The organism is Acidimicrobiia bacterium (assembly GCA_009694375.1).
Lineage (GTDB): Bacteria > Actinomycetota > Acidimicrobiia > Acidimicrobiales > VFJN01 > VFJN01.
Genome location: SHVB01000017.1, coordinates 14,833 through 35,364 on the forward strand (window position 1 = coordinate 14,833; position 20,532 = coordinate 35,364).

Consider the following 20,532-nt stretch of genomic DNA (forward strand, 5'->3'; position numbering starts at 1 on the left):
TCGGATTCTCGTCACATCCAGAGGTCCCGGTACCGTGATGGTTTCCCTCCTATGGACCTCAGTCGCCTCCGCAACCTATCTATCGTGGCGCATGTCGACCACGGGAAGAGCACGCTCGCCGATCGCCTCCTCGAGTTGTGCGGAGCCGTCGACCCTCGAGATATGCGAGCCCAGTACCTCGATTCGATGGACATTGAGCGGGAGCGGGGCATCACGATCAAACTCCAGTCGGTCCGGCTCGACTATCAGGACCATGTCATCAACCTGATCGATACCCCCGGCCATGTGGATTTCGGCTACGAGGTCTCGCGGTCGCTGGCGGCCTGCGAAGGCGTGATCCTGCTCGTCGACGCCGCTCAGGGGATCGAGGCCCAGACGCTGGCCAACTGTTATCTGGCGCTGGAGAACGACCTGGAAATCGTGGCGTGTCTCAACAAACTCGATCTTCCCGCCGCCGACCCCGACCGCTGTGCCGCCGAGATCGAACAGGTGCTGGGGATCCCCGCCGCCGGGATCCTTCGCATCAGCGCCAAGACCGGCGCCGGAGTGCCCGAACTGCTCGACGCGGTCATCGAAGCGATCCCGGCCCCGACCGGTAACCCGAATGATCCGCTCCAGGCGCTGATCTTCGACTCGTACTACGACAGTTACCGGGGGGTGGTGTCGTCGGTGCGGGTAATGACCGGAGTGCTCAGGACCGGTGCCCGGGTGAAGTTTATGCAGGCCAATGCCGTGCACGACGCCGACGAGGTAGGCGTGCGGAGTCCGGATCACACGCCGGTGGTGTCGCTCGGCCCCGGTGAGACCGGCTACCTGATCGCCGGCATCAAGGACGTGCGCGAAGCCCGCTCCGGCGAGACGGTCACCGATGCCATCCACCCCGCCTCCTCGCCGCTCGAGGGCTATCGCGAGCCGAAGCCGATGGTGTTCTGCGGCCTCTACCCCATCGACGGCGACCAGTTCTCCGACCTGCGAGATGCCCTGGAGAAACTGCGCCTGAACGACGGCTCCTACACCTACGAGCCGGAGACATCAGGGGCGTTGGGCTTCGGCTTCCGCTGCGGGTTCCTGGGGCTGTTGCACATGGAGATTGTGCGGGAGCGTCTCGTGCGCGAGTTCAATCTCGACCTGATCGCCACGGCACCCTCGGTGGCCTATCTCGTACACAAGACCGATGGCGAAGTGCTGGAGGTGGCGAACCCTTCAGCCCTGCCGCCCATGGTGGAGATCGACTTCATCGAGGAGCCGATGCTCACCTGCACGATCCTCACTCCGAAGGACTACACGGGGACGATCATGGAACTGTGTCAGCAACGACGGGGTGAAATGCTGAAACTCGAGTACCTCTCGCCGGAGCGGATGGAACTGATCTACAAGGTGCCCCTCGCCGAAGTGGTGCGGGATTTCTTCGACCAACTCAAGAGCCGTACCCAGGGCTACGCGTCACTGGATTACGAGCCGGCGGGGTATGTGCGATCCGATCTCGTAAAGGTGGACGTGCTCCTCAACGGTGTGCCGGCCGATGCTTTCTCCAACATTCTCCACAAGGACAAGGCCCAGGAGTACGGCAAGCGCATGTCGGAGAAACTGGCTGAGTTGATTCCCCGACAGATGTTCGACGTGCCGATCCAGGCCGCCATCGGCGGAAAGATCATCAGCCGGGAGACGGTGAAGGCCAAGCGCAAGGATGTGCTGGCTAAGTGTTACGGCGGCGACATCACCCGCAAACGCAAACTGTTGGAGAAGCAGAAGGCCGGGAAGAAGCGGATGAAGAACATCGGCCGGGTGGAGGTGCCCCAAGAGGCCTTTGTGAGCGCCCTGCGCCTGGAGGACTGAACGAGAGCCTTCGTGGCGCTCGATGCTCCATCGGCGGTGACCATGTTCGGTGCGCGTCAACTCGGGCGGCAGGGGGCGGGCGCTAGGAGCGATGGGTGCTCCGGCGGCGGTTCCGCTAGGAACAGCATGTGACCACCACCATCATCTGGTTCCGCCGAGACCTGCGCCTCGTGGATCACCCGGCCCTCACCGAGGCGGTGCAGGCGGCGGGACCGGGCGGTGAGGTGGTGGCCCTGTTTTGCATGGACGACCGCCTCTGGGGCCCGGCCGGGGCGAACCGCCGGGCGTTTCTGGTGGGGTGTCTGCGGGCTTTGGACGAGTCGATTGGTGGCCGTTTGGTGGTGCGGTGGGGCGATCCGGCTGCAGTGGTGGCGGCGGTGGCGGCGGAAGTTGACGCCCGCGAGGTCTTCGTCACCGGTGATTTCGCGCCCTATGGTGCTCTCCGCGACGAGCGCGTGGCGGCGGTGTTGCGGGAGGCCGACCGAACCCTCGTGCGGGTGGGGTCGCCCTACGCCGTGGCACCGGGTTCGGTACTGAATGGATCCGGGCTGCCCTACAAGGTGTTCACGCCGTTTTTCAAGGCGTGGATGATCCACGGCTGGGCCGGGGCGCTCCCGGCACCGGGCGCACTGCAGTGGGCGGCGTTGTCGAGTGAGCAGTGGCCAGCCGCCGCAGCGAGTGCCGGTCACCTGCCCGAGCCGGGGGAGGTAGCGGCCTGGGCGAGGGCAAATCGCTTCTACGGCGAGCACCTCGCCGCCTATGACGAGCAGCGCAACGACCCTGGCGCGGCGGCTACCTCCGGGTTGGCGCCGTACTTGAAGTGGGGCTGCCTGCACCCGCGGCAACTCTTGGCGGAACTGGGCAGTAGTCGGGCCGAGGCAGTGTTCCGTTCGGAACTGGGGTGGCGGGAGTTCTACGCCGATGTGCTCCACCACCGTCCCGACACCGTGCGTAGCGCCTTCAACCCGGCGATGGCGGGTATGGAGGTAGACGTAGCTGATACCGATGGTCTGTTTCAGGCCTGGTGTGAAGGGCGTACGGGCTTCCCCATCGTTGACGCGGGGATGCGGCAATTGGTGGCCGAGGGTTTCATGCACAATCGGGTGCGGATGCTGGTGGCCAGTTTCCTGGTGAAGGACCTACACCTTGACTGGACGAGGGGCGCGCGTTTCTTCATGGAACATCTCGCCGATGGCGACGTGGCTTCGAACCAGCACGGATGGCAGTGGGTGGCGGGCACCGGCACCGATGCTTCCCCCTACTTCCGGATCTTCAACCCGGTGACCCAGGGCGAACGTTTCGACCCGAGAGGCGTGTACGTGCGCCGCTGGGTGCCGGAGTTGGCGGCGGTAGGAGACCGGTATGTGCACCACCCCTGGGACGACCCTGCCGGAGCGCCCCCGGGGTATCCAGCGCCGATGGTGGATCACGCCGAGGAGCGCGTCGAGGCACTGCGGCGCTACGCCGTTGTGCGGGGTCGCTGAGGGTCATCCCAACTGGGCGAGCAGCTCCGCCTCGGTGAGCGATCCCGGCGGGGCCATGGCGCCCGCGAGGTCGTTGGCCACGCGCTGCAACCCCGCGTTGACCGGTGTGGCCACGCCGTGGAGGCGCCCCAGGAGCACGATCTCACCGTTGAGCTGGTTGGCCTCGATGCTCCCCGTACCGCGGGCGAGGCTCTGCCAGGAGGACCCACCGCCCCAGCGTTGTGCCCCAATCGGGCGAATCCGGAGGAGGTCCCCGCGCCGGGCCGCGTCTTCCTCGCCGGATGCGCAGTCGATCCCGGCGGCGGCGAGGACGGCCTCGGCCTCGGCCCGGGCGGCGGTGTAGAGCTCGCTCACCCGGCCGCTCGGACCGATGGCCGCTTCGATGGCGTTGCCCAGGTTCATGAGTAGCTTCGACCACTTGAAGCGCATGACGGCTTCGTTCGTCCTGGCACTGAAGGTGGATGCCGCAAACGCCCTCGCCATGGCCTCGGCCCGATCGTCAACCCCGAACGGATAGCGGCCCACATCGAGGATGCCCGTGGTGGGGGCCGAGGAGGCATCGACCACCCCCGGCTCTAGGTGGGTGGCCGGCAGCATCACGGGCACCGCGTAGGTGTTGGCGGTGCGCCGGAGGGCCTGGCGCTCGTTGTCCACGCCGTTCTGCAGGCAGGCGATAGCCACGTCGTGGGGGGCGCGGTCCAATGACGCTAGGGCGGCGGCGGTGTCTTGGCCTTTCACGGCGAGGAGCACGACATCGTCCGGACCGAAGACGACCTGGTGGGGATGGGCCACGACCGGTACCCCCACCCGCACCTCATCGTCAGGCGACCGGATCAGGAGGCCGTTGGCTGCGATGGCGTCGTGGTGAGCCCCCCGCACCACGAGGACGACGTCGTGTCCGTGCTGAGCCAACCGCCCACCGACCACACCCCCGATGGCCCCTGCTCCCACCACGATGAACCGCATGGCACCACCCTGTCAGACGCGGGCGCACGGCCAAGACCTGCTCAGGGGGGCTGGCACTCGGTAGCATCGACTGCCAGGTAACCCGATGCTCGACGAACGCAAGGCCGCCATCCTCCGGGCCGTAGTGGAGGAGTACATTGACACCGCTCTGCCGGTGGGGTCCGCGCATGTCGTGAAGTCCTCTGGCGTGCAGGTGTCATCGGCCACGGTTCGCCACGACATGGCCACGTTGGAGCAAGAGGGCTACCTCCGTCAGCCACACACCAGCGCCGGGCGGGTCCCCACCGAAAAGGGCTATCGCTTCTTTGTGGACCATCTCGGACAACCGGCCCCCCTGCGCGGTTCCGAGGCGGTGCAGGTGCGGTCGTTCTTCGACCACGCCCACGGTGAACTCGAGCAGATGCTCCAAGACACATCGCGTCTGCTGAGTGATCTTACGAACTATGCCGGCGTGGTGGTGGCCCCCACGCCCACCGAGACCACAGTGCGTTCGGTGCAGGTGGTGAGCATCACCACCACCACGGCCCTGGTGGTGGCGGTGATGTCGAACGGGGCGGTGGAGAAACACACTGTCGAACTAGCGGAGCCGATCGGGGAGGAGCGGATTGGGGCGGCCACGGTGCACCTCGCCGCTCACCTCACCGGTATGGGACGCCATGCTCTCAGCGCGCCACCGGCCACCGGCGATGCCGCCACCGATGCGTTGTGCACACTGGCCCTGGGTTCACTGCGCCGCGACAGTGGCGACGAACTCGACCAGGTCTTTGTGGGCGGCACCTCCCAGGTCGCGCATGCTTTTGATGCCATCGAGACAGTGCGGGAAGTGCTGGGCATCCTGGAGCAGCAGTATGTGGTGGTTACCCTCCTTCGGGATGTGCTCGACCGCGGCCTGCAGGTGGCCATTGGAACGGAGACGGGGATGGCGCCGTTGGCCGAGTGTGCACTGATCGTGGCGCCGTATCGGATGGATGGCGAAGAGGCCGGCACTATTGGGGTGCTCGGCCCCACCCGTATGGATTATCCCCAGGCCATGGCGGCGGTTGCCGTGGTGAGCCATCGTCTATCGCAACGCCTCACGGAGGGCTGACGTGGCCGAGGATTACTACGCCCTGCTTGGGGTAGGTGCTGATGCCAGCGTCGAGGAGATCAAGCGCGCCTATCGCCGACGGGCCCGTGAACTCCACCCCGACACCAACTCCGATCCGAGTGCTGAGACTCGCTTCAAGGAAGTGGCCCTGGCCTATGAGGTGCTGTCGGACCCGCAGAAGCGCCAGCACTACGACCGGTACGGCCCCGACAGCGGGCCCGGCGGTGGGTCCGCGGGTGGTGGTGTCAACGACATCTTTGATGCGTTCTTCGGGGGGAACAGTCCCTTCGGTGGGGGTGGCCGTGCCCGCGGCCCGAGCGGCCCGCCCCGGGGTACCGACCTCGAGGTGGTAGCCGAGCTCACCTTCGTCGAAGCGGTGTTTGGCACCCAGCACCCGGTTGATGTGCGCACGGCCATCGCCTGCGAGCCGTGTGGGGCCACTGGCGCCAAGCCCGGCACTTCACCGATCACCTGTCTCGAGTGCGCCGGGGTGGGGCAGGTACAGCGCGTGCGGCAGAGTTTTCTCGGTCAGATGGTTACCAACTCGGTGTGCCCTCGTTGCAGTGGGCAGGGCCAGGTGATCAGCGACCCCTGCAGCGCGTGCCGTGGTGAGGGGCGCACCATCGAGGAGCGCACCTACACGGTGGACATTCCGGCCGGGGTGGATACCGGCAGCACCCTTCGCCTCACCGGACGGGGTGCGGTGGGTCAGCGCGGCGGCGGTGCTGGTGATCTTTATGTGCATGTGCGCGCCGCCGCCCATGAGCGTTTCCAGCGGGAGGGCTTTGATCTTCACGTCGAACTACCCATTACCTTCACGCAGGCCGCACTCGGTGTGCATATCGAGTTCGCCACCCTTGATGGCGCCGAGGATCTCGTGGTGCCTCGAGGCACCGCCAACGGACGCGAGTTTCGCCTGCGTGGTCGCGGTGTGCCGCACCTTGATCGGCGACAACGCGGCGATCTCATCGTGAAGACGAGCGTGTCAGTCCCCACCGACCTCACCCCGGAGCAGGAAGACTTGCTGCGTGCCTATGCCGAGCAACGCGGCGACGAGGTGGCGCCCGCCGACGCGGGCTTGCTATCGCGCATTCGTTCCGCCTTTCGGTGACCCTCGCCATCGGCCACCCTGCCGATCACCCTGGGCCGATGGCTTTTGTGGCGGATCTCCACGGGCCGGCGCTCTCCGAGGAAGACCTCCATCACCTCCTTCGAGTGCTTCGCCAGCGGGCCGGGGATCAGCTGACGGTGGCCGACGGGGAAGGTAGATGGCGAACGGCGCGGCTTGATCCGGCAGAGGCGGGGGCGCTGCGCGAGTTTGGTCCGGTGTGTGAACTGCCGCTGGCCAACCCGCCGCTGGCGGTGGGGTTTGCGTTGGTGAAGGGCGACAAGCCCGAACTGATCGTGCAGAAGCTCACCGAGTTGGGTATCGACCGGATCGTGCCGTTTCGTGCCGAACGGTCCGTGGTGCGGTGGGATGCGGCCAAAGCCGCCAAGGCGGTGGACCGGCTACGCCTGGTGGCCCGAGCCGCGGCCCGACAATGTCACCGGCCCCGTCTGCCGGAGGTTGCCGATGTGGCCGAGGTGGCTTCATTGGTGGCGGCGGGGGCCACCATGGCCGAGCGCGGCGGGGCGCCACTGAGCCTGCAGGTGCCTTTTGTGCTGGTGGGCCCCGAGGGGGGATGGTCCGTGTCGGAGGGCGCGGTGGCGGGGGATCGAGTGGGTCTGGGCCCTCATGTGTTGCGGGCGGAGACCGCCGCATGGACCGCGGCGGTGCTGCTGGCGTCCTTGCGCGACGGAACCGTCGCCCCTTTCCGCAATCCGTAGCGGGGAGTTCACCCTAAGTGTTGTTATCGTCCCACCAGTAGGATAAGGTCACCTTGGGTGGGGAGCATGGCTTGGTCTTAGTGCTCTGGGTGGTAATGTGGCGGGTGCGGAGGTGCTCCGTGGCGGGAATTTGTGGGAGGTAGGGATCAAATGAGTGAGGCATTGAGCGAGACTTCCGAAGCGGGGGCCTACGCTGCACTGGTGGGGGAGCGTCTGCGGAGTATCCGGCGTCAGAAGAGCCTGTCGCTCCAGGAAGTGGACACGGCATCGGGTCATGAATTCAAGGCTTCGGTGCTCGGGGCCTACGAGCGCGGCGAGCGGGCTATTTCGGTGATCCGGCTTCAGCGGCTGGCGCGCTACTACCACGTGCCGGTAGATCAGCTGCTCCCCGGCGATGCCGGCCCCGACTTCGGTAGCCGACCCGGTGATGCGCCTGTTTTTATCGATCTCACCGCCGAGGTAGTGCCCGCGGTGGAACGGGTGGCGAAGATTGATCTCGGCGCCATTGCGGGTATCGAGGGGCCCGATGCCGCCATGCTGATTCGATTCCTGCGGATGATCCAGGTACAGCGAGGCGATTACAACGGTCGGGTCATCACGGTGCGCCGTGATGATCTTCGCGCCGTCGCCTGCATCCTGGACGTGATTCCCGACGCCGTAGTCTCTCGCCTCGAGGGTCTCGGCGTGGTCTCCGCCCCTGCACCGGCCTGATTCCGGTAGTGGCCATGATGGGCCGGTGACGGCGATCCCTCCGACGCCGTTCGGTGTGTACCTCCACATTCCGTTTTGCGCGGCACGCTGCGACTACTGCTCTTTTGCCACCTGGACCGACCGACACCACCTCACCGAGGCCTACTTGGAGGCCTGTCGCTTGGATGCCGACCAACTGGTGGCGGCGGGTATGCCGGCGGCCACATCTATCTTTGTGGGCGGTGGCACACCGTCGATGGTTCCCGCCGCCGACCTCGTTGCCGTGCTCAAGCGTGTGCCGCGTACCGCCGAGGCCGAGGTGACCGTGGAGTGCAATCCCGACACGGTGACCGCCGAATTGCTCGACACCTACCGGGCGGGTGGGGTGAACCGACTGTCGTTTGGTGTCCAATCCACTTCGCCGCACGTACTGGCGGCGCTTGGCCGCACCCACGACCGGGCCAACGTGGAGCGATCAGTGGCCTTGGCGCGAGCGTCGGGCTTCGAAACCTTCAACCTGGATGTGATCTACGGCGGGGCGGGGGAGACCATGGCCGACTGGTGCCAGACCTTGGCCGATGTGGTGGCGCTGGAGCCGCCGCATGTTTCCGCCTATGCGCTCACTGTGGAAGCGGGGACCGCCCTTGCCGCCGATCCGGCCCGGCACCCCGACGACGACGATCAGGCCGACAAGTACTTGGCGGCCACCGAACAACTGGGGGCGGCCGGGCTGGATTGGTACGAGATCAGTAACTGGGCCCGGCCGGGGCATGAGTGTCGCCACAACCTGTTGTACTGGACGATGGGCGAGTATCAGGGGATCGGGTGCGCCTCGCACTCCCACCGCCAGGGCCGTCGCTTCTGGAACCTTCGCACACCAGACCGCTACCTCGAAGCGGTGCGCGATGGAGCAACGGTGGAAGCCGCCGATGAGCGCCTGGATCCGCCCGATCGGGCTCTGGAGGCGTTGCAGTTGTCGTTGCGGACGCGCCACGGCGTTCCGGCAGGAGCGCTCGGGTTGGTGCCAGAAGAACTCGCGGGCCTAGTGGAACCTCACCCCAGTGAGCCTGAGCGGGTGGTGTTGACGGTGCCGGGGCGCCTGTTGGCCAACGAGGTGGCGCTTCGTTTGGTGGTGTGAACCGTGGTGCTTAGCCACTGGTGGTGATCGCGGTGGCGGTGGCGTGCACCTCGGTGTGGTGGTGGGCGCCAGGGATGGCCTTGGCGAAGATGTAGTCCACCCGCACCGCCACGGTTACTTGCACGGTGTCGGGGTAGGGGACTCGCACATCGACACGGATGATCTGTTTGGCAACGTCGCTTTCGGCCAGTAGGCGACGGCCGATCTCCTCGGCCCGGCGGGGGTTCAGTTGAAAGGTGCCCGTGGCTCGGAACTCGGCTTCGTCCACCGCCAGTGCGGCCAGGTCATTAGCGGCGTCGCCGGCGGCGGAACTGGTCTGGCGTTGACGGAGAAAGACCACGGACAAGTCGAAAGCGATGGCCCCGAGGAGAATCACGATGAGCACTCCGGCGGGCATGAGCATGAGCACCGACGCGCGGTCGTGACGCCTCACAGACAGTCCTCGGCGTCGCCGGTGAGCCCGGATCGGAAGGGGTCTACGAGTTCCCGGTGGGTGGAACGCACCCGGAACGGGGCCTTGCCGTACCCGCCGATGAACGGCAAGGAGAGCGCCGGCACTTCGTACACCGCTTCGAAGGCGACGCGGGCGCATCGTTGGAGTTGGGCGGGGCCCACCGGCGCGATGAGGGCCCGGTGAGGATCGCGTCCGTGGCCCTCGATCACGGCGTTTCCAGCGGCGATGGCGGCACCGGTGGCCGTGGCAGGGTCGTCGGATTCCACGAAGGTCCGGGTGGCCTCCCGAGCGGCAGCATCGGTGGCGAACTTGGCGTCGACAACCGCCCAGGCATTGGCGATCAGCAGGGTGCCGATCACGAAGATCAGTAGGCCGAACGAGAGGGCCTCGATGCCCCCCACCTGGCCGGCATCACCCCGGAGGGGAGACGGCCTCACGGCTGGAACGCCTCTATGCGCACGCGGACGGTTCGACGAACTTCGTCAAGGCCGAGAGCACCGCCGATGGAGGGGGGAATGAAGCGGGGAGGAGAGGCCACCACGAGCAGCACAACGGTGTCGACCGCACCGTCTCCGTCGCTGTCGTGTTCACTCCATTCGAACTCGGCGGCATCGCCGATCTCACCGAGGTTGCGACGGGCATCGGCCTCGATCAGCGACCAAGACGGGGCTCCGCCCTCGGCCGCTCGGTGAGCGGCGTCGTTGGTCACCGCTGTGACGGTGGAGGAGGCGTAGAGGCCGAAGAGCAACTGCACCGCGAAGAGCAAGAAGACCAGGAACACCACCACGCCGGCGGCGGTGGACAGTAGGCCCGCGCCACCGTCGTCCCCGGGGCGGTGGGTACTCAACTCACTGACCGATCTCAGTGACCTTGTCTCGGGTATTGGACTCGGTGTCTTCCCAAATCGTCTTGAAGCCAACCCACATCAACGCGCCGATGCCCGCCATAATCAGCACGGCGATCGCCGCTGAGATCACTCCTTCCCCCCGGTCGTCGCGCGGTGGCGGAGCGGTGTCGGCCCACCAGGTGATGAGGCGGACATAGCGGTCGTACGGGGTCACGGACATGGATCTCCTTGGTTGGATGCCTTAGTGGTCATGTGGTTGAAAAGAGGCGCAGCGCCTCGATGAAGGGGACGGCGAGGAGCACTGCACCGGGCACCAGCGTGGCGACGGTGACGGGGATCCAGACCTGTTGTGATCGGCGTTCGATCTGCTCCATGAGTTCCCGTTGCCCATCGCGACGGATGGCGCGGGCTTCGTTGCCGACCAGGCGGCCCAAGTCGCCGGCCTCGCGGTTGAGGGCCAGCACCGCCACGAGCCGATCGAGGGCGTCGACATCGGCGAGAGTCGCCCATTCCTTGAGTGCTTCCACTTCGGAGAGGCCCTGGCGGATCCGTCCACACGCGATAGCGAGGTCTTGCATGCAGGCACCGGTGCCCCGCTGGGCGATCCGGTTGAGGGCAGCGGTGAGGGAGAATCCGGCCCCCAACAGCATGCCGAGTTGTTCGCTCACCACGGGCAGCTCGAGGAAGATCCGTCGCTTCCACTGTTCGGATTGGTGGGCGAGTTGCTGTTCAACCAGCAGGAAGCCCAGGGCGGGCCCACCGAGCACCAACAGCATGGCCACGGCCAAAGGGGGGCGGGTGGCGGCGGCGAGTAGGAGGCCGAGCGCCAGGCCACTGGCCGCCCGTCCCAGTTGATGGACGCGAAAGTCGGTTGGGTCGACGGGGGAGTGGATGCGTTGGAGGCGCACCGCCACTTCCTCTCGGATACCCAAAAGCCGGGCCATCCGCTCCCCGAGATGGCGGGCCAATGGGCCGATCACCTCTCGGAAGGACTCCACCGAAAGGATGCCGCCACTGCTGTTGTTACTACCGGCTCGGGTGGGGCCGTAGGGGCGAAGCCTCGCCGCGAGGGGTTCGCGGCTGAACCACCGAATTTCGGAGAGCACGAGGGTGGTGCCGACAGCTAGGAGGAGCGCCGAGAGGGCCAGGGTCCTAGACATCGAAGACCCGTTCCTCTTGGGGGAGCATCATGATGCGGCCGGCCCAGATCCAACACGCCACCACGAGAACCAGGGACACGACCACGAGGACTTGCCCGGTGGGGGTTTCGTACGCCTGGCGGCCGGTGCCCACGGACATGCCCGCGAGGGCCATTCCGGCCGGCACGATCAAGACGAAGAACCGGGCGAAGCGCGCCCCGGCTTGCTTGGCGGCCGCGTCCTTCCGGCCCTGAGAATCCTGGATGCGGTCATCGATCAGCGCGTCGAGGCGGCGGTCGAGGTCGGTGCCGCCAACCTCATGGGCCACCAGGAGGGTTTCGCATACGGCGTCGGCGGTGGGATCAGCTAGGCCAGCCTTGAGCACCACCAGCGTGCGGGGGAAGTCGGTGGAGAGGAGCCATTCGCGTTGGGCGGCGGCGAAGGCGGGCTGCATGTCCGGGGGTGCGCGTCGCCCCACTTCGAAAAGGGATTGCGGGATGGAACGACCGAGGGCCGAGGTCATGATCCGAAGTTCCTCCAGGAGCCGCGGCCAGGCGTCCATGGCGGCGGCCCGTCGATTCACGCGGCGCGCCCGGTAGGACGCAATCGGGAAAGACGCCGCGAACGCGCCGGTTACCAGGGCCGGGAGAATGCCCCCAAACACGACGAAGGCGCCGAAGGCCCCGAGCGCACCCAGGGTCGCCATCACCGCCGCCAGTTCTCGCATCGGGATGTCGGCGAGGCCGGCTTGCACGAGCCAGTCTCGGCGGCGGGCCTGGTGCCGGGAGGTTGCCGAAGGGCGCGGCCAGCGCAGGTCGCGCCAGCCCAGCACCGCCGCCGTGAAGAGGAAATAGGTGCCAGCCGCCGCCGCGGTAGCCAGCACCACCGCGATCATGGGGACACTCCGGGGCGTCCCTGCAGAAGGGAATGGAGGTCGGCGCCGCTTTCGGCCAGGGCCCGTGCGATACGGACGGGAACATTGCCTGACCAGTGGAGTTCCTGGCCCGTGCCGGGCCGATCAAACACCTGGGTCACGGTGAACTGGGCCGCTTCCGGTCCGCCGGCGAGGTCCTCTACAGCGATGATTTCGGTCACTCGGGGTCCGTCGGCGCCCCGTCCACAATGCACGACAACATCGATGCTCTCGCTGACCAGGGTGTTGAGAGCGGTGAGGGGGAGTTCGCTGGAGGAGTCCGACAACTGGCAAATGAATCGGAGCCGGGTGAGGGCCTGGCGGGCCGAACCGGCATGGATGGTGGTGAAGCCCTTCACCCCCGACGACAACGTGAGCAGAAGCGGCAGCGCTTCGCGGTCTCGAACCTCGCCCACGATGGCCACATCGGGGGCCATGCGCAGAAACCCGGCCACCAGACGGCGCAGGTCAACGGCCGGTCGGTCGGGTCGACCGGCCCGGGTTTGCATGCTGGCCACGTTCGGCAGCGGGACGTCGGCTTCGAAGACTTCTTCGGCGATAACGACGCGTAGGGAGGGGTCTAGTTCGGCGGCGCAGCATGACATGAGGGTGGTTTTGCCTGATCCGGGGGCGCCGGCGATCACGATGGTGAGTTGTGCGTTTACGCAGGCGGTGAGGAAGTTGGCTGCTTGGGTGGTGAGCATGGAGCGTTCGACGAGTTGGTGGAGTTGGCGGTAGGCGACGCCGGTGAATTTGCGGATGTTGACCATGATGTGGCCGCCTCGGCTGATGTCGCCGTGCACGATGTGGAGGCGGGCGCCGTCGTCGAGTTGGGCGTCTTGGAGGCCTTCGGCGGGGTCGAGTTTGCGGTGGGAGGTGGAGGCGTCGTCGAGGATTTTGGTGAGTGTGCGGATGACGTGGTCGTCGTCGTGGAACGCCTCGTCGTGGTAGCCGGAGGGGCCTCGGTGGCGTTTCACGAAAATTGAATCGGGGGCGTTGACCATGATTTCCCAGACGTCGTCGTCGTCGAGAAGGGGGCCGAGGGGGCCGTAGCCAGCGAGATTCCGGAAGGCGCGGTCGGCGATGGCGAGGGGGTTGTTGAGGTCGTAGGGGCGGAGGCCGCGTCGGTGGTCGAGGGACCAGCGGGTGATTTCGCTATCGATGAGGTCTTGGAGTTTGGTGTGGCCAGTGGGGGTGGTCATCTCGAGGGAGATGTCTTTGGCTTGTTCCTGGACGGCCCGCTCGATTGCTTCGAGGGGGCCGGGGTCAGATTCCACCGTTGGCCGCCGCCTTGGAGTGCTCCGCCAGCGCTCCTCGGGTCCGATGCAAGCATGCCTTCGGGGCCCACGCAAGGGTGATGGGGGTGGGGTGGGGGGTGGTGCCGCCGATCCGTCAGTGTTTTTCGACACGTTTCAGTATAACTGGTTATATTACAAGTGATGCAGATTTCCGTGGAAGTGGTGAGTGGGGCCGGCCCCCCGGTGGTGGTGAAACGAGCCGAGGGCGCCGAGGTGGACCGTCTACGAGCCGAGGGCGTCCGACTCCAACAGGCCAGCCATCCCGGAGTGGTGCAACTGCTCTCATCGCGGCCGACGCCCACGGGGTGGGAGCAGCAGACGGTTCATGCTGGACGTCCCCTCGAGTTGGTGGGGGCCCTTTCGGTGGGGCAGGTGGCCGCATTGGCCGTGGGGTTGGCTACCACCATCGCCGACCTCCACGCCGCCGGAATCACCCACGGCCGGATCGATGCATCCCATGTGCTGGTGGGGACACAATGCCGACCGGTGCTCTGTGGCTTCGCCGCTGATGCAACCGCGGATCCGGGCCCGGCCGCCGACGACGTCGCCGCCATCGGCCGCATCATGACATCGCTGCTGGGCACGGAAACCGAGGCAGAGCCCTTTCCTCTCCGACGATGGGGACGCGACCACCGCTGGACCGGCTGGGAACGCCGCGCCCTGCTCACCCTGGCCGATCAGGCAGGCACTGAACCAGCCACCCGCCGCCCGAGTGCCCGTCGCCTCGCCGCCGCCATCAGCGAAGCCATCCCATCGGCATCACTCGGGGCCGACCGGCCCCGTTCCGAGCGCGTCGGCCAGCACCGCCGGCCGCCGTCGAAGGGGCGACCTGCCACCGGAGTGGTATCGGTCGCACTCGCAGCGGTGGGGGCCGTGGCCCTCGCCGTCGCCATCAGCCGTACCGGAGTGGAGGCCGACCCCCCGCCGGTGATCACCGCCACGACCCCGCTGCCCCCATCCGTCACCGCCTCCAACCCCTGCGAGGCCGTCGGTGGCGTGGACCTCAAGGGCGATGGATGCCAACAAGCGGCGGCGGTCAACGGCCAGATCATCACGGTGGGCGACGAGCGGTTCGAGGTGGGCCAGCCCGGTGACGAGATCGTGGTCCGAGACTGGGACTGCGATGGTCAACCCACCCCCGCCCTCTTGCGACCACGTACCGGAGAGGTCTTCGTCTTTACTAGGTGGAATCTGGCTGCCGATGTGGTGATCGGGCCCAACGCCACGGTGGTGGGTGCGCAGCGGTTGGTGGCGGATGCTCCGGCGGGGGCGTGTAGCGGACTGTCGGTGCGCACCGCCGATTCAGTGGTGGAGATCGTGCGGGCCCACTCATGATGCGCCCGGCCTGCCGGGGCGTCCCCGTGGCGACAGGCTCACTCGTGGCGCTGGGGTGGCTCGATCCGGCCGGCCCCTTGCCCGCTTCGGGGTCTTGGCCCGACGTAGACCGCTGGTACGAGACCGTGGGCACCACCGTGGCGACGGTGACGGCGTTGCGTTGGGTGGCCATGGCGGTCGCGGGATGGCTGTTGGCGGCCTGCGTCCTTCAACTCATCGCCTCGCTCCCGGGGGCCACGGGCCTGCGCCCCCTGGCCGATCGCATCACCCCGGCCGTCCTCCGCGGCATCGCTAGTGTGTCGCTCTCGGCGGCCGTACTGGCCACCACCCCCATGCTGGCCGGGGCCGGCGATGCCCCCGGAACCGCCACGATGCACCCGTCGTCACTGGCGGCAACAACGACGACCACCACGCTGACCCCGGACCCCCCTCCGTTGGCACCCTCCGCCTCCGCCGTTCCCGCCCGCACTGAACCCACGATCCCATCGCCGGTTGCCCACACCGTGGTGCGCGGTGAGAGCTTCTGGTCGATAGCCGCCCAGCGACTGACCGAGGTGAACGGCCCGCCTCCCAGCGATCAGACAGTGCTCGCCTACTGGGATCGCCTGGTGGCGCTGAACCGCACTCGCCTCGTGGACCCCTCGAACGCTGATCTCATCTACGCCGGTCAGGTGCTCATCCTGCCGCCCACCCCGCCCTGAGCACGCCGAATCGGCCATGATCGGGCTGTGACCCCTGCCGAGGCCGTGGCGAATGCCCACCAATGGTTCGAGCACCACAGCGGGTGGGCACCCCCCGACGAGGGCACCCTGCAGGAATGGCTAGCCGACGGGATGTGCCGAGCCCCCGACGAATGTCAGGTCGTCCCCCACGGATGGTGTGCCCATGGCCTGGCCTCATGGCGCCTCATTCTCGACGCCCTCTGACATGGGGCCCAGGCATCACTGATAGGGCTCGTTGTCGTCGGGTTCATCGGGGGTCCAGGAGCCGAGCGAACCCGGGCGGACCGGGACCATCTCCGGCACCTCGAGGGGGATCCGAGCACCGTGGTCGTGGGCATCGAGCAACCGGCCCACCGTGGTGGCGAGGGGATGCACCCATCCATCAGGGAGACGGGCGCCGTCGCGCAGGAGATCATCGAGGTAGCGGCGCTCGGGGAGAAATACCGGGCTGGGGACGCCGTGGTCGGCCTGAGGGCCCAACAGTTCGCCGAAGGTGGCGGTGAGGGCAGCCCGGGCCCGTCCCCCGCGCGGGGATCGGTTCACCAGGGGGAGCAGCCGGCTTCCCTCGATGCCGTAGGCGAGGAGATCCCGGACGGTCCGCAGTAGACCATGCATCCCCTTCATGCCCGGCTGGCCCACCACGATGATCAACCCGGCGGCCGCGCTGGAGGTCCGCGCCATGGTGTTGCGTTCCTCCACATCCAGCGAGCCCGACGCTCTTTCGCCCTCCACGTCGGCATCCACATCAGCCACCACAACACGGAAACTACGACGAAGGCCGTCAAGACCCGCCGAGAACGCCCGGGGGCGCACCGCTGTCCAATCCCGGTGCTGACGCAGGCCGAGGAGCAGGTGATAGCCGCGTTCGTTCACCCTCCAGGTGAGGGCTCGGACGGCGTCGATCGATGGGGTTCCGCTGCGGTGGGCTTCGGCCAGTTCCACCACCCCGGGCACCACGTCGTGGGTCCCATGCAGCATGGCCAACTCGGCGGTGAGGGCCAGATCAGCCAGGCACACGTTGTCGAGGTAGCGGGGGTCGGCCGCCAATCCCTGCGCCACGGCCATCGCCACGGTGGAACGCCCCACCCCGCCCGCCCCGGTGACCGCCACCAGCGCCCCGCGATAGCCCGGTACTTCCCCCGCCCCCGGGGTGGGAAGGTCGGTGGCCTGGCCGAGCGGGACAGGAGTGGCTACCTGGGTGAGGATCTGCTGGAGGTCGGAGCGACTGAACCCTGCGGGCAGCACCGCCGCTACCCCCAACTCGGCCCACTGTCGCGCCGCTCGACCGTTGTCGATCACAATGACCGCGCAACCGGCGTCGCGAGCGATCTGTACCAAATCACGGTCGAGACCGGCGAGGGAGTCGTCGATGAGCAACGCAGAGAAGCCACGACCCGATCGAAGGCGAACCCGGGCCTCCTCGATCGACATGGTCTTCACGAACTCCACCGGGAGCATCGCCGAGTTGGCCCACCGAGCAACCTCTCGGAACCAGGGGCTACGGACCTGAGCGGTCCCGAGGACCACGAATCGCTCGGCGTTCATCAGGGGCCGGCGGGTTCGCTCGCACTAGGGCCGTCGGCCCCAAAGGTGGATCGCACCACCGTCACATCGCCGGTGCGCAGCGCATCCACCAGGGCCGTCACGGCATCACCGGAGGGCACCGCTACCACCAGTTCCACCTCCCGGTCACTCGTGATCGACCCATCCGCGGACGAGCCGATTTGGACCACCTCGGCGGAACGCACCACCAACTCGGTGGCGTCGTTGTAGGTGACGAACAGATCCACTCGTTCGCCCTGTTTCAGGCGTCCCACCGCCATCTGGGCCCGCGGCAAGGTAACGGCCACCTCATGGCGGGCCCCGCCGCTCACATCGTTGGTGACCAGGCCCGCTTGCACGATTTCGCCCTCGCCGACGGGTCCGAGGGCTATCCGTCCGATCACATCCTCGGCCGTACCGAAGGTGCTGGTGGCTACCTCGGCGGGGAGATCGGCCTCCACGAGGTGAACATCCTCCGCCGTGATTGTCTCACCCACCAGGAGTTGGGTGCTCGCCACCACGACGGGCTCGGTGGGGCGTGCGGAGGCGTGTGAATAGGCCACGAACACCCCCAGGGCCGCTACCGCCATCAGGAGGCCCCCCACCACCGCCCGACCGCCCGGGAGGCGGCGTCGCCGGTCAATCTGCTGCTCCATGATTCCGCCCTTCCCATCGACGCTGCGCCCAGGCCGACTTGAAGAACCATCAGACTACATGAAGCAGACGGGGCTAACCTGGGAAGATGGTATCCCCCAGCGAGATCCACTGGCTATCCACCCAGGAAGCGGCACGGCGTCTGGGGATCACCACCCGAACCCTCTACCGCTTCGTCGATCAGGGCGACCTGCCCGCCTATCGCATGGGACGGGTGATCCGCCTCAAAGCCACCGATGTCGACGCTTTCATCGACGGATCCCGCATTGAGCCCGGGACCCTCGATCACCTCTATCCCGATACCCGTCCCGCATCGTCCTAAGCCGCCGCCGGGTTCAGCCCAGGCCCACCTCGCTGATGGAATCGAGCGGCACATAGACCAGGCCCGGAGGATCTCCCTCGGTGCGCACGGTCGCCACATCGATACCGACGCCTCGCAGTTCCCCGGCGGTGATGCCCTCGGCCCCGGAGGTCACGATGACCACGCGAGCCCGATCGGCGGCCAACTGGCTCAGCACATCAGCCAGGCGTAGGTCGGTGGTCAACGGGCGCGCCCCGATCGCCACCTCGCGGGGGTTGGCCCGCAACCCCGATACGGCGCGCCGCGCCATGAGCAACTCGCGCCCCGCCATCGTGCGGAGGGCAAAAAAGTCGACCCCAATCACCCCGATGACACCATGATGACGTCGCCCGGTTTCCACCTGCACCGTGACCGATTCGCCCCGCTCGGCCAGATCAGCCAGCACGCCCCCGAACGTGGCGTCCTGCTCCGCCGCCGAACGCAACCAACGTTCCCGGGATCGCTGCTCGGCGGCCCCATCGATGCGGGCATCGGCCACCCAGGCCTCCAGCCGCTGGGCAAAGGGCACCCCGTTGTCCCCCCCGTTACCCCCGGGAGGAAGATCGTCGCCGTCTTGATCCACGGCATGATCGTAAGCACCCCCGAAGGCGGATGGCGCCGAGAGCACTAGCCTGGGAGATGTCGTGTCCAGCACCCAGATCAAGATCTCCGTTCCCAGCAACCATCTCATGCCCCTTCTGCTTGGAGAGCGCGACGAAGTGTTGCGATCGGTGGAGGCTGCCTTCCCGGCCGTCATCATCCATGTGCGGGGAAACGAGATCGCCCTCGAAGGAGACGACACCGTGGAGCAGGTGGGTCGGCTACTCGAAGACCTCATCGTGCTGGTGGAACAGGGCCAGCGCCTCGACCCCGGCCTGGTGCGCCGTAGCGTGGACATGGTGCGGCAAAACCAACGCCCCGCCGAGGTGCTCAGCACCGAGGTGCTCCGGCCGCCCCGGGGGCGACCGGTGCGGCCGAAGTCGAGCGGGCAGAAGCGATACGTAGACGCCATCGCGCAAAACGTGATCACCTTCGGTCTGGGCCCGGCTGGTACGGGAAAGAGTTGGCTGGCCGTGGCCATGGCGGTGCAAGCACTGCAGGCAAAGGAAGTGGAACGCATCATTCTCACCCGGCCGGCCGTGGAAGCGGGAGAGCGGCTGGGCTTTCTCCCCGGCGACTTGATGGCCAAGGTCGATCCATACCTGCGGCCCCTCTGGGATGCCCTGCACGACATGGTGGGCTTGGAGACAGCCGGCAAACTCCTCGAGCGCGGTGCGGTGGAAGTGGCCCCGCTCGCCTTCATGCGCGGCCGCACCCTCAACGGATCTTTCATCATCCTGGATGAAGCGCAGAACACCACCCCGGAACAGATGAAGATGTTTCTCACCCGCATCGGCTTCGGATCGAAAGCCGTGATCACTGGCGACACCACCCAGGTTGATGTGGACAGCGGACGCAGCGGGCTGGGGGGCCTGGAGAAGATACTCACCGGCATCGACGGTCTTGGTTGGGTGCACCTCACCAGCGCCGATGTGGTGCGCCATCGCATCGTGCAGGACATCGTGAACGCCTACGAGCGCGCCACTCCGCCGACGAGGCCCTGACATGCCTGCCCCTGACCCCGATGGGCCCGACCGCCCCGATCCCCGCGACCTCCCCGATGGTGTGGAGGCCGACGAACTCCCGCCCTTGCCGCTGATGGCCCGCAAACCCCGCCCGCCCCAAGATGGGGAAGTGGAGGTATTCGGCGTGGACGAGCAGACCGACCAGCCCGTGGAACTCGCCCGCTGGGTCGACCTCGCCGCCGATGTGTTGGCTGATGCTGGGGTGCGGGGCGAGGCCGAACTCTCTCTCGCCTTTGTCTCCGAGGAGGTGATGGGGGATCTCAACAAACGGTTCATGGACGTCGCAGGCCCCACTGATGTATTGGCCTTCCCGCTCGATGACCCCACTGATGCCGGCCGCTGGCCCGACGCCGGCAGCACCGGCCCCGATCGCGATCCGCCGCCGGTCAGCGAACTACCCATGCTGCTCGGCGACGTGATCGTGTGCCCTGCCGTGGCGGCTCGACAGGCACCGTCGCACGCCAGCACCTACGACGACGAGATCGCGCTCCTGGTGGTGCACGGCGTCTTGCACGTGCTGGGAATGGACCACGCCGACCCCGAGGAAGCCACCGTGATGCAGGTCCGCGAGCAAGATCTCCTGGAACGATTCCACCACCGACGATGAGGGGCTTGATGAATCCGTTGGCCGCCGG

Annotated in this window: 24 protein-coding genes; 13 read left to right on the plus strand and 11 right to left on the minus strand. The window is 67.1% G+C overall.

Annotated elements, in window-relative coordinates:
- The first annotated feature begins 51 nt into the window (after positions 1-51).
- Together EXQ71_10180 and EXQ71_10185 are read left to right on the plus strand one after the other, a co-directional pair.
- Positions 52-1,836 (plus strand): elongation factor 4, encoded by a 1,785-nt coding sequence (locus tag EXQ71_10180; GenBank protein MSO87869.1) that lies wholly within the window; start codon positions 52-54, stop codon positions 1,834-1,836.
- A gap of 128 nt (positions 1,837-1,964) precedes the next feature.
- A complete protein-coding gene (locus EXQ71_10185) occupies positions 1,965-3,320 on the plus strand; it encodes a deoxyribodipyrimidine photo-lyase (protein ID MSO87870.1) in 1,356 nt (451 codons plus the stop codon).
- A 3-nt stretch (positions 3,321-3,323) separates the two neighbouring features.
- On the opposite strand, the gene EXQ71_10190 is transcribed toward EXQ71_10185, so the two are convergent.
- Positions 3,324-4,286: a ketopantoate reductase family protein gene (locus EXQ71_10190; GenBank protein ID MSO87871.1), complete on the minus strand. Its 963-nt coding sequence runs from the start codon at positions 4,284-4,286 to the stop codon at positions 3,324-3,326.
- A gap of 85 nt (positions 4,287-4,371) precedes the next feature.
- Here EXQ71_10190 and hrcA point away from each other — a divergent pair, with 85 nt between their 5' ends.
- The 5 genes from hrcA to hemW all read left to right on the plus strand — a co-directional run bounded on the left by hrcA (position 4,372) and on the right by hemW (position 9,028).
- Positions 4,372-5,373 (plus strand): heat-inducible transcription repressor HrcA, encoded by a 1,002-nt coding sequence (hrcA, locus tag EXQ71_10195; GenBank protein ID MSO87872.1) that lies wholly within the window; start codon positions 4,372-4,374, stop codon positions 5,371-5,373.
- Positions 5,342-6,484, plus strand: coding sequence for a molecular chaperone DnaJ (dnaJ, locus tag EXQ71_10200; protein ID MSO87873.1), 1,143 nt, complete (start codon positions 5,342-5,344; stop codon positions 6,482-6,484). The genes hrcA and dnaJ overlap by 32 nt, the downstream gene beginning before the upstream one ends.
- Before the next feature lie 38 nt (positions 6,485-6,522).
- The gene (locus EXQ71_10205; protein ID MSO87874.1) at positions 6,523-7,200 is read left to right on the plus strand and encodes a 16S rRNA (uracil(1498)-N(3))-methyltransferase; all 678 of its coding nucleotides are present in this window, start codon (positions 6,523-6,525) and stop codon (positions 7,198-7,200) included.
- 150 nt (positions 7,201-7,350) lie between these two features.
- Entirely contained in the window at positions 7,351-7,911 is a 561-nt protein-coding gene (locus EXQ71_10210; protein ID MSO87875.1) for a transcriptional regulator, read from the plus strand.
- The gene (gene hemW, locus EXQ71_10215; GenBank protein ID MSO87876.1) at positions 7,898-9,028 is read left to right on the plus strand and encodes a radical SAM family heme chaperone HemW; all 1,131 of its coding nucleotides are present in this window, start codon (positions 7,898-7,900) and stop codon (positions 9,026-9,028) included. The genes EXQ71_10210 and hemW overlap by 14 nt, the downstream gene beginning before the upstream one ends.
- Before the next feature lie 10 nt (positions 9,029-9,038).
- Here hemW and EXQ71_10220 read toward each other — a convergent pair whose 3' ends face one another.
- The 7 genes from EXQ71_10220 to EXQ71_10250 are packed head-to-tail and all read right to left on the minus strand — an operon-like array spanning position 9,039 to position 13,658.
- Entirely contained in the window at positions 9,039-9,461 is a 423-nt protein-coding gene (locus EXQ71_10220) for a hypothetical protein (GenBank protein MSO87877.1), read from the minus strand.
- A complete protein-coding gene (locus tag EXQ71_10225) occupies positions 9,458-9,919 on the minus strand; it encodes a hypothetical protein (protein ID MSO87878.1) in 462 nt (153 codons plus the stop codon). Before EXQ71_10225 ends, EXQ71_10220 begins: the two co-directional genes overlap by 4 nt.
- A complete protein-coding gene (locus EXQ71_10230; protein ID MSO87879.1) occupies positions 9,916-10,329 on the minus strand; it encodes a hypothetical protein in 414 nt (137 codons plus the stop codon). Before EXQ71_10230 ends, EXQ71_10225 begins: the two co-directional genes overlap by 4 nt.
- 1 nt (position 10,330) lies before the next feature.
- On the minus strand, positions 10,331-10,549 hold the full coding sequence (locus EXQ71_10235; protein MSO87880.1) for a hypothetical protein: 219 nt from the start codon (positions 10,547-10,549) through the stop codon (positions 10,331-10,333).
- A 28-nt stretch (positions 10,550-10,577) separates the two neighbouring features.
- Positions 10,578-11,489 (minus strand): hypothetical protein, encoded by a 912-nt coding sequence (locus EXQ71_10240; protein ID MSO87881.1) that lies wholly within the window; start codon positions 11,487-11,489, stop codon positions 10,578-10,580.
- Entirely contained in the window at positions 11,482-12,363 is an 882-nt protein-coding gene (locus EXQ71_10245; GenBank protein ID MSO87882.1) for a hypothetical protein, read from the minus strand. The genes EXQ71_10240 and EXQ71_10245 overlap by 8 nt, the downstream gene beginning before the upstream one ends.
- Positions 12,360-13,658 (minus strand): CpaF family protein, encoded by a 1,299-nt coding sequence (locus EXQ71_10250; protein MSO87883.1) that lies wholly within the window; start codon positions 13,656-13,658, stop codon positions 12,360-12,362. Before EXQ71_10250 ends, EXQ71_10245 begins: the two co-directional genes overlap by 4 nt.
- A gap of 162 nt (positions 13,659-13,820) precedes the next feature.
- Here EXQ71_10250 and EXQ71_10255 point away from each other — a divergent pair, with 162 nt between their 5' ends.
- From EXQ71_10255 to EXQ71_10265, 3 genes are read left to right on the plus strand one after another with little or no spacing between them, the layout of a single operon-like run.
- The gene (locus EXQ71_10255) at positions 13,821-15,014 is read left to right on the plus strand and encodes a hypothetical protein (GenBank protein ID MSO87884.1); all 1,194 of its coding nucleotides are present in this window, start codon (positions 13,821-13,823) and stop codon (positions 15,012-15,014) included.
- Positions 15,011-15,715 carry a LysM domain-containing protein gene (locus EXQ71_10260; protein MSO87885.1) on the plus strand — a complete coding sequence of 235 codons (705 nt, stop codon included), beginning with the start codon at positions 15,011-15,013 and terminating at the stop codon, positions 15,713-15,715. The genes EXQ71_10255 and EXQ71_10260 overlap by 4 nt, the downstream gene beginning before the upstream one ends.
- Positions 15,716-15,742: 27 nt before the next feature.
- Positions 15,743-15,940, plus strand: coding sequence for a hypothetical protein (locus tag EXQ71_10265; protein MSO87886.1), 198 nt, complete (start codon positions 15,743-15,745; stop codon positions 15,938-15,940).
- 15 nt (positions 15,941-15,955) lie between these two features.
- Here the strand turns inward: EXQ71_10265 and EXQ71_10270 are convergent, their stop codons facing one another.
- A complete protein-coding gene (locus tag EXQ71_10270; GenBank protein ID MSO87887.1) occupies positions 15,956-17,281 on the minus strand; it encodes a hypothetical protein in 1,326 nt (441 codons plus the stop codon).
- Entirely contained in the window at positions 17,281-17,934 is a 654-nt protein-coding gene (locus EXQ71_10275; GenBank protein ID MSO87888.1) for a hypothetical protein, read from the minus strand. Before EXQ71_10275 ends, EXQ71_10270 begins: the two co-directional genes overlap by 1 nt.
- Before the next feature lie 86 nt (positions 17,935-18,020).
- Here EXQ71_10275 and EXQ71_10280 point away from each other — a divergent pair, with 86 nt between their 5' ends.
- Positions 18,021-18,254 carry a DNA-binding protein gene (locus EXQ71_10280; protein ID MSO87889.1) on the plus strand — a complete coding sequence of 78 codons (234 nt, stop codon included), beginning with the start codon at positions 18,021-18,023 and terminating at the stop codon, positions 18,252-18,254.
- 13 nt (positions 18,255-18,267) lie between these two features.
- Here EXQ71_10280 and EXQ71_10285 read toward each other — a convergent pair whose 3' ends face one another.
- Complete coding sequence (locus EXQ71_10285) at positions 18,268-18,855, minus strand: hypothetical protein (GenBank protein MSO87890.1); 588 nt, start codon at positions 18,853-18,855, stop codon at positions 18,268-18,270.
- 106 nt (positions 18,856-18,961) lie between these two features.
- Between EXQ71_10285 and EXQ71_10290 the strand changes: the two genes are divergently transcribed.
- A complete protein-coding gene (locus EXQ71_10290) occupies positions 18,962-19,876 on the plus strand; it encodes a PhoH family protein (protein MSO87891.1) in 915 nt (304 codons plus the stop codon).
- A gap of 94 nt (positions 19,877-19,970) precedes the next feature.
- Positions 19,971-20,504, plus strand: coding sequence for an rRNA maturation RNase YbeY (gene ybeY / locus EXQ71_10295; GenBank protein MSO87892.1), 534 nt, complete (start codon positions 19,971-19,973; stop codon positions 20,502-20,504).
- Positions 20,505-20,532: the final 28 nt, after the last annotated feature.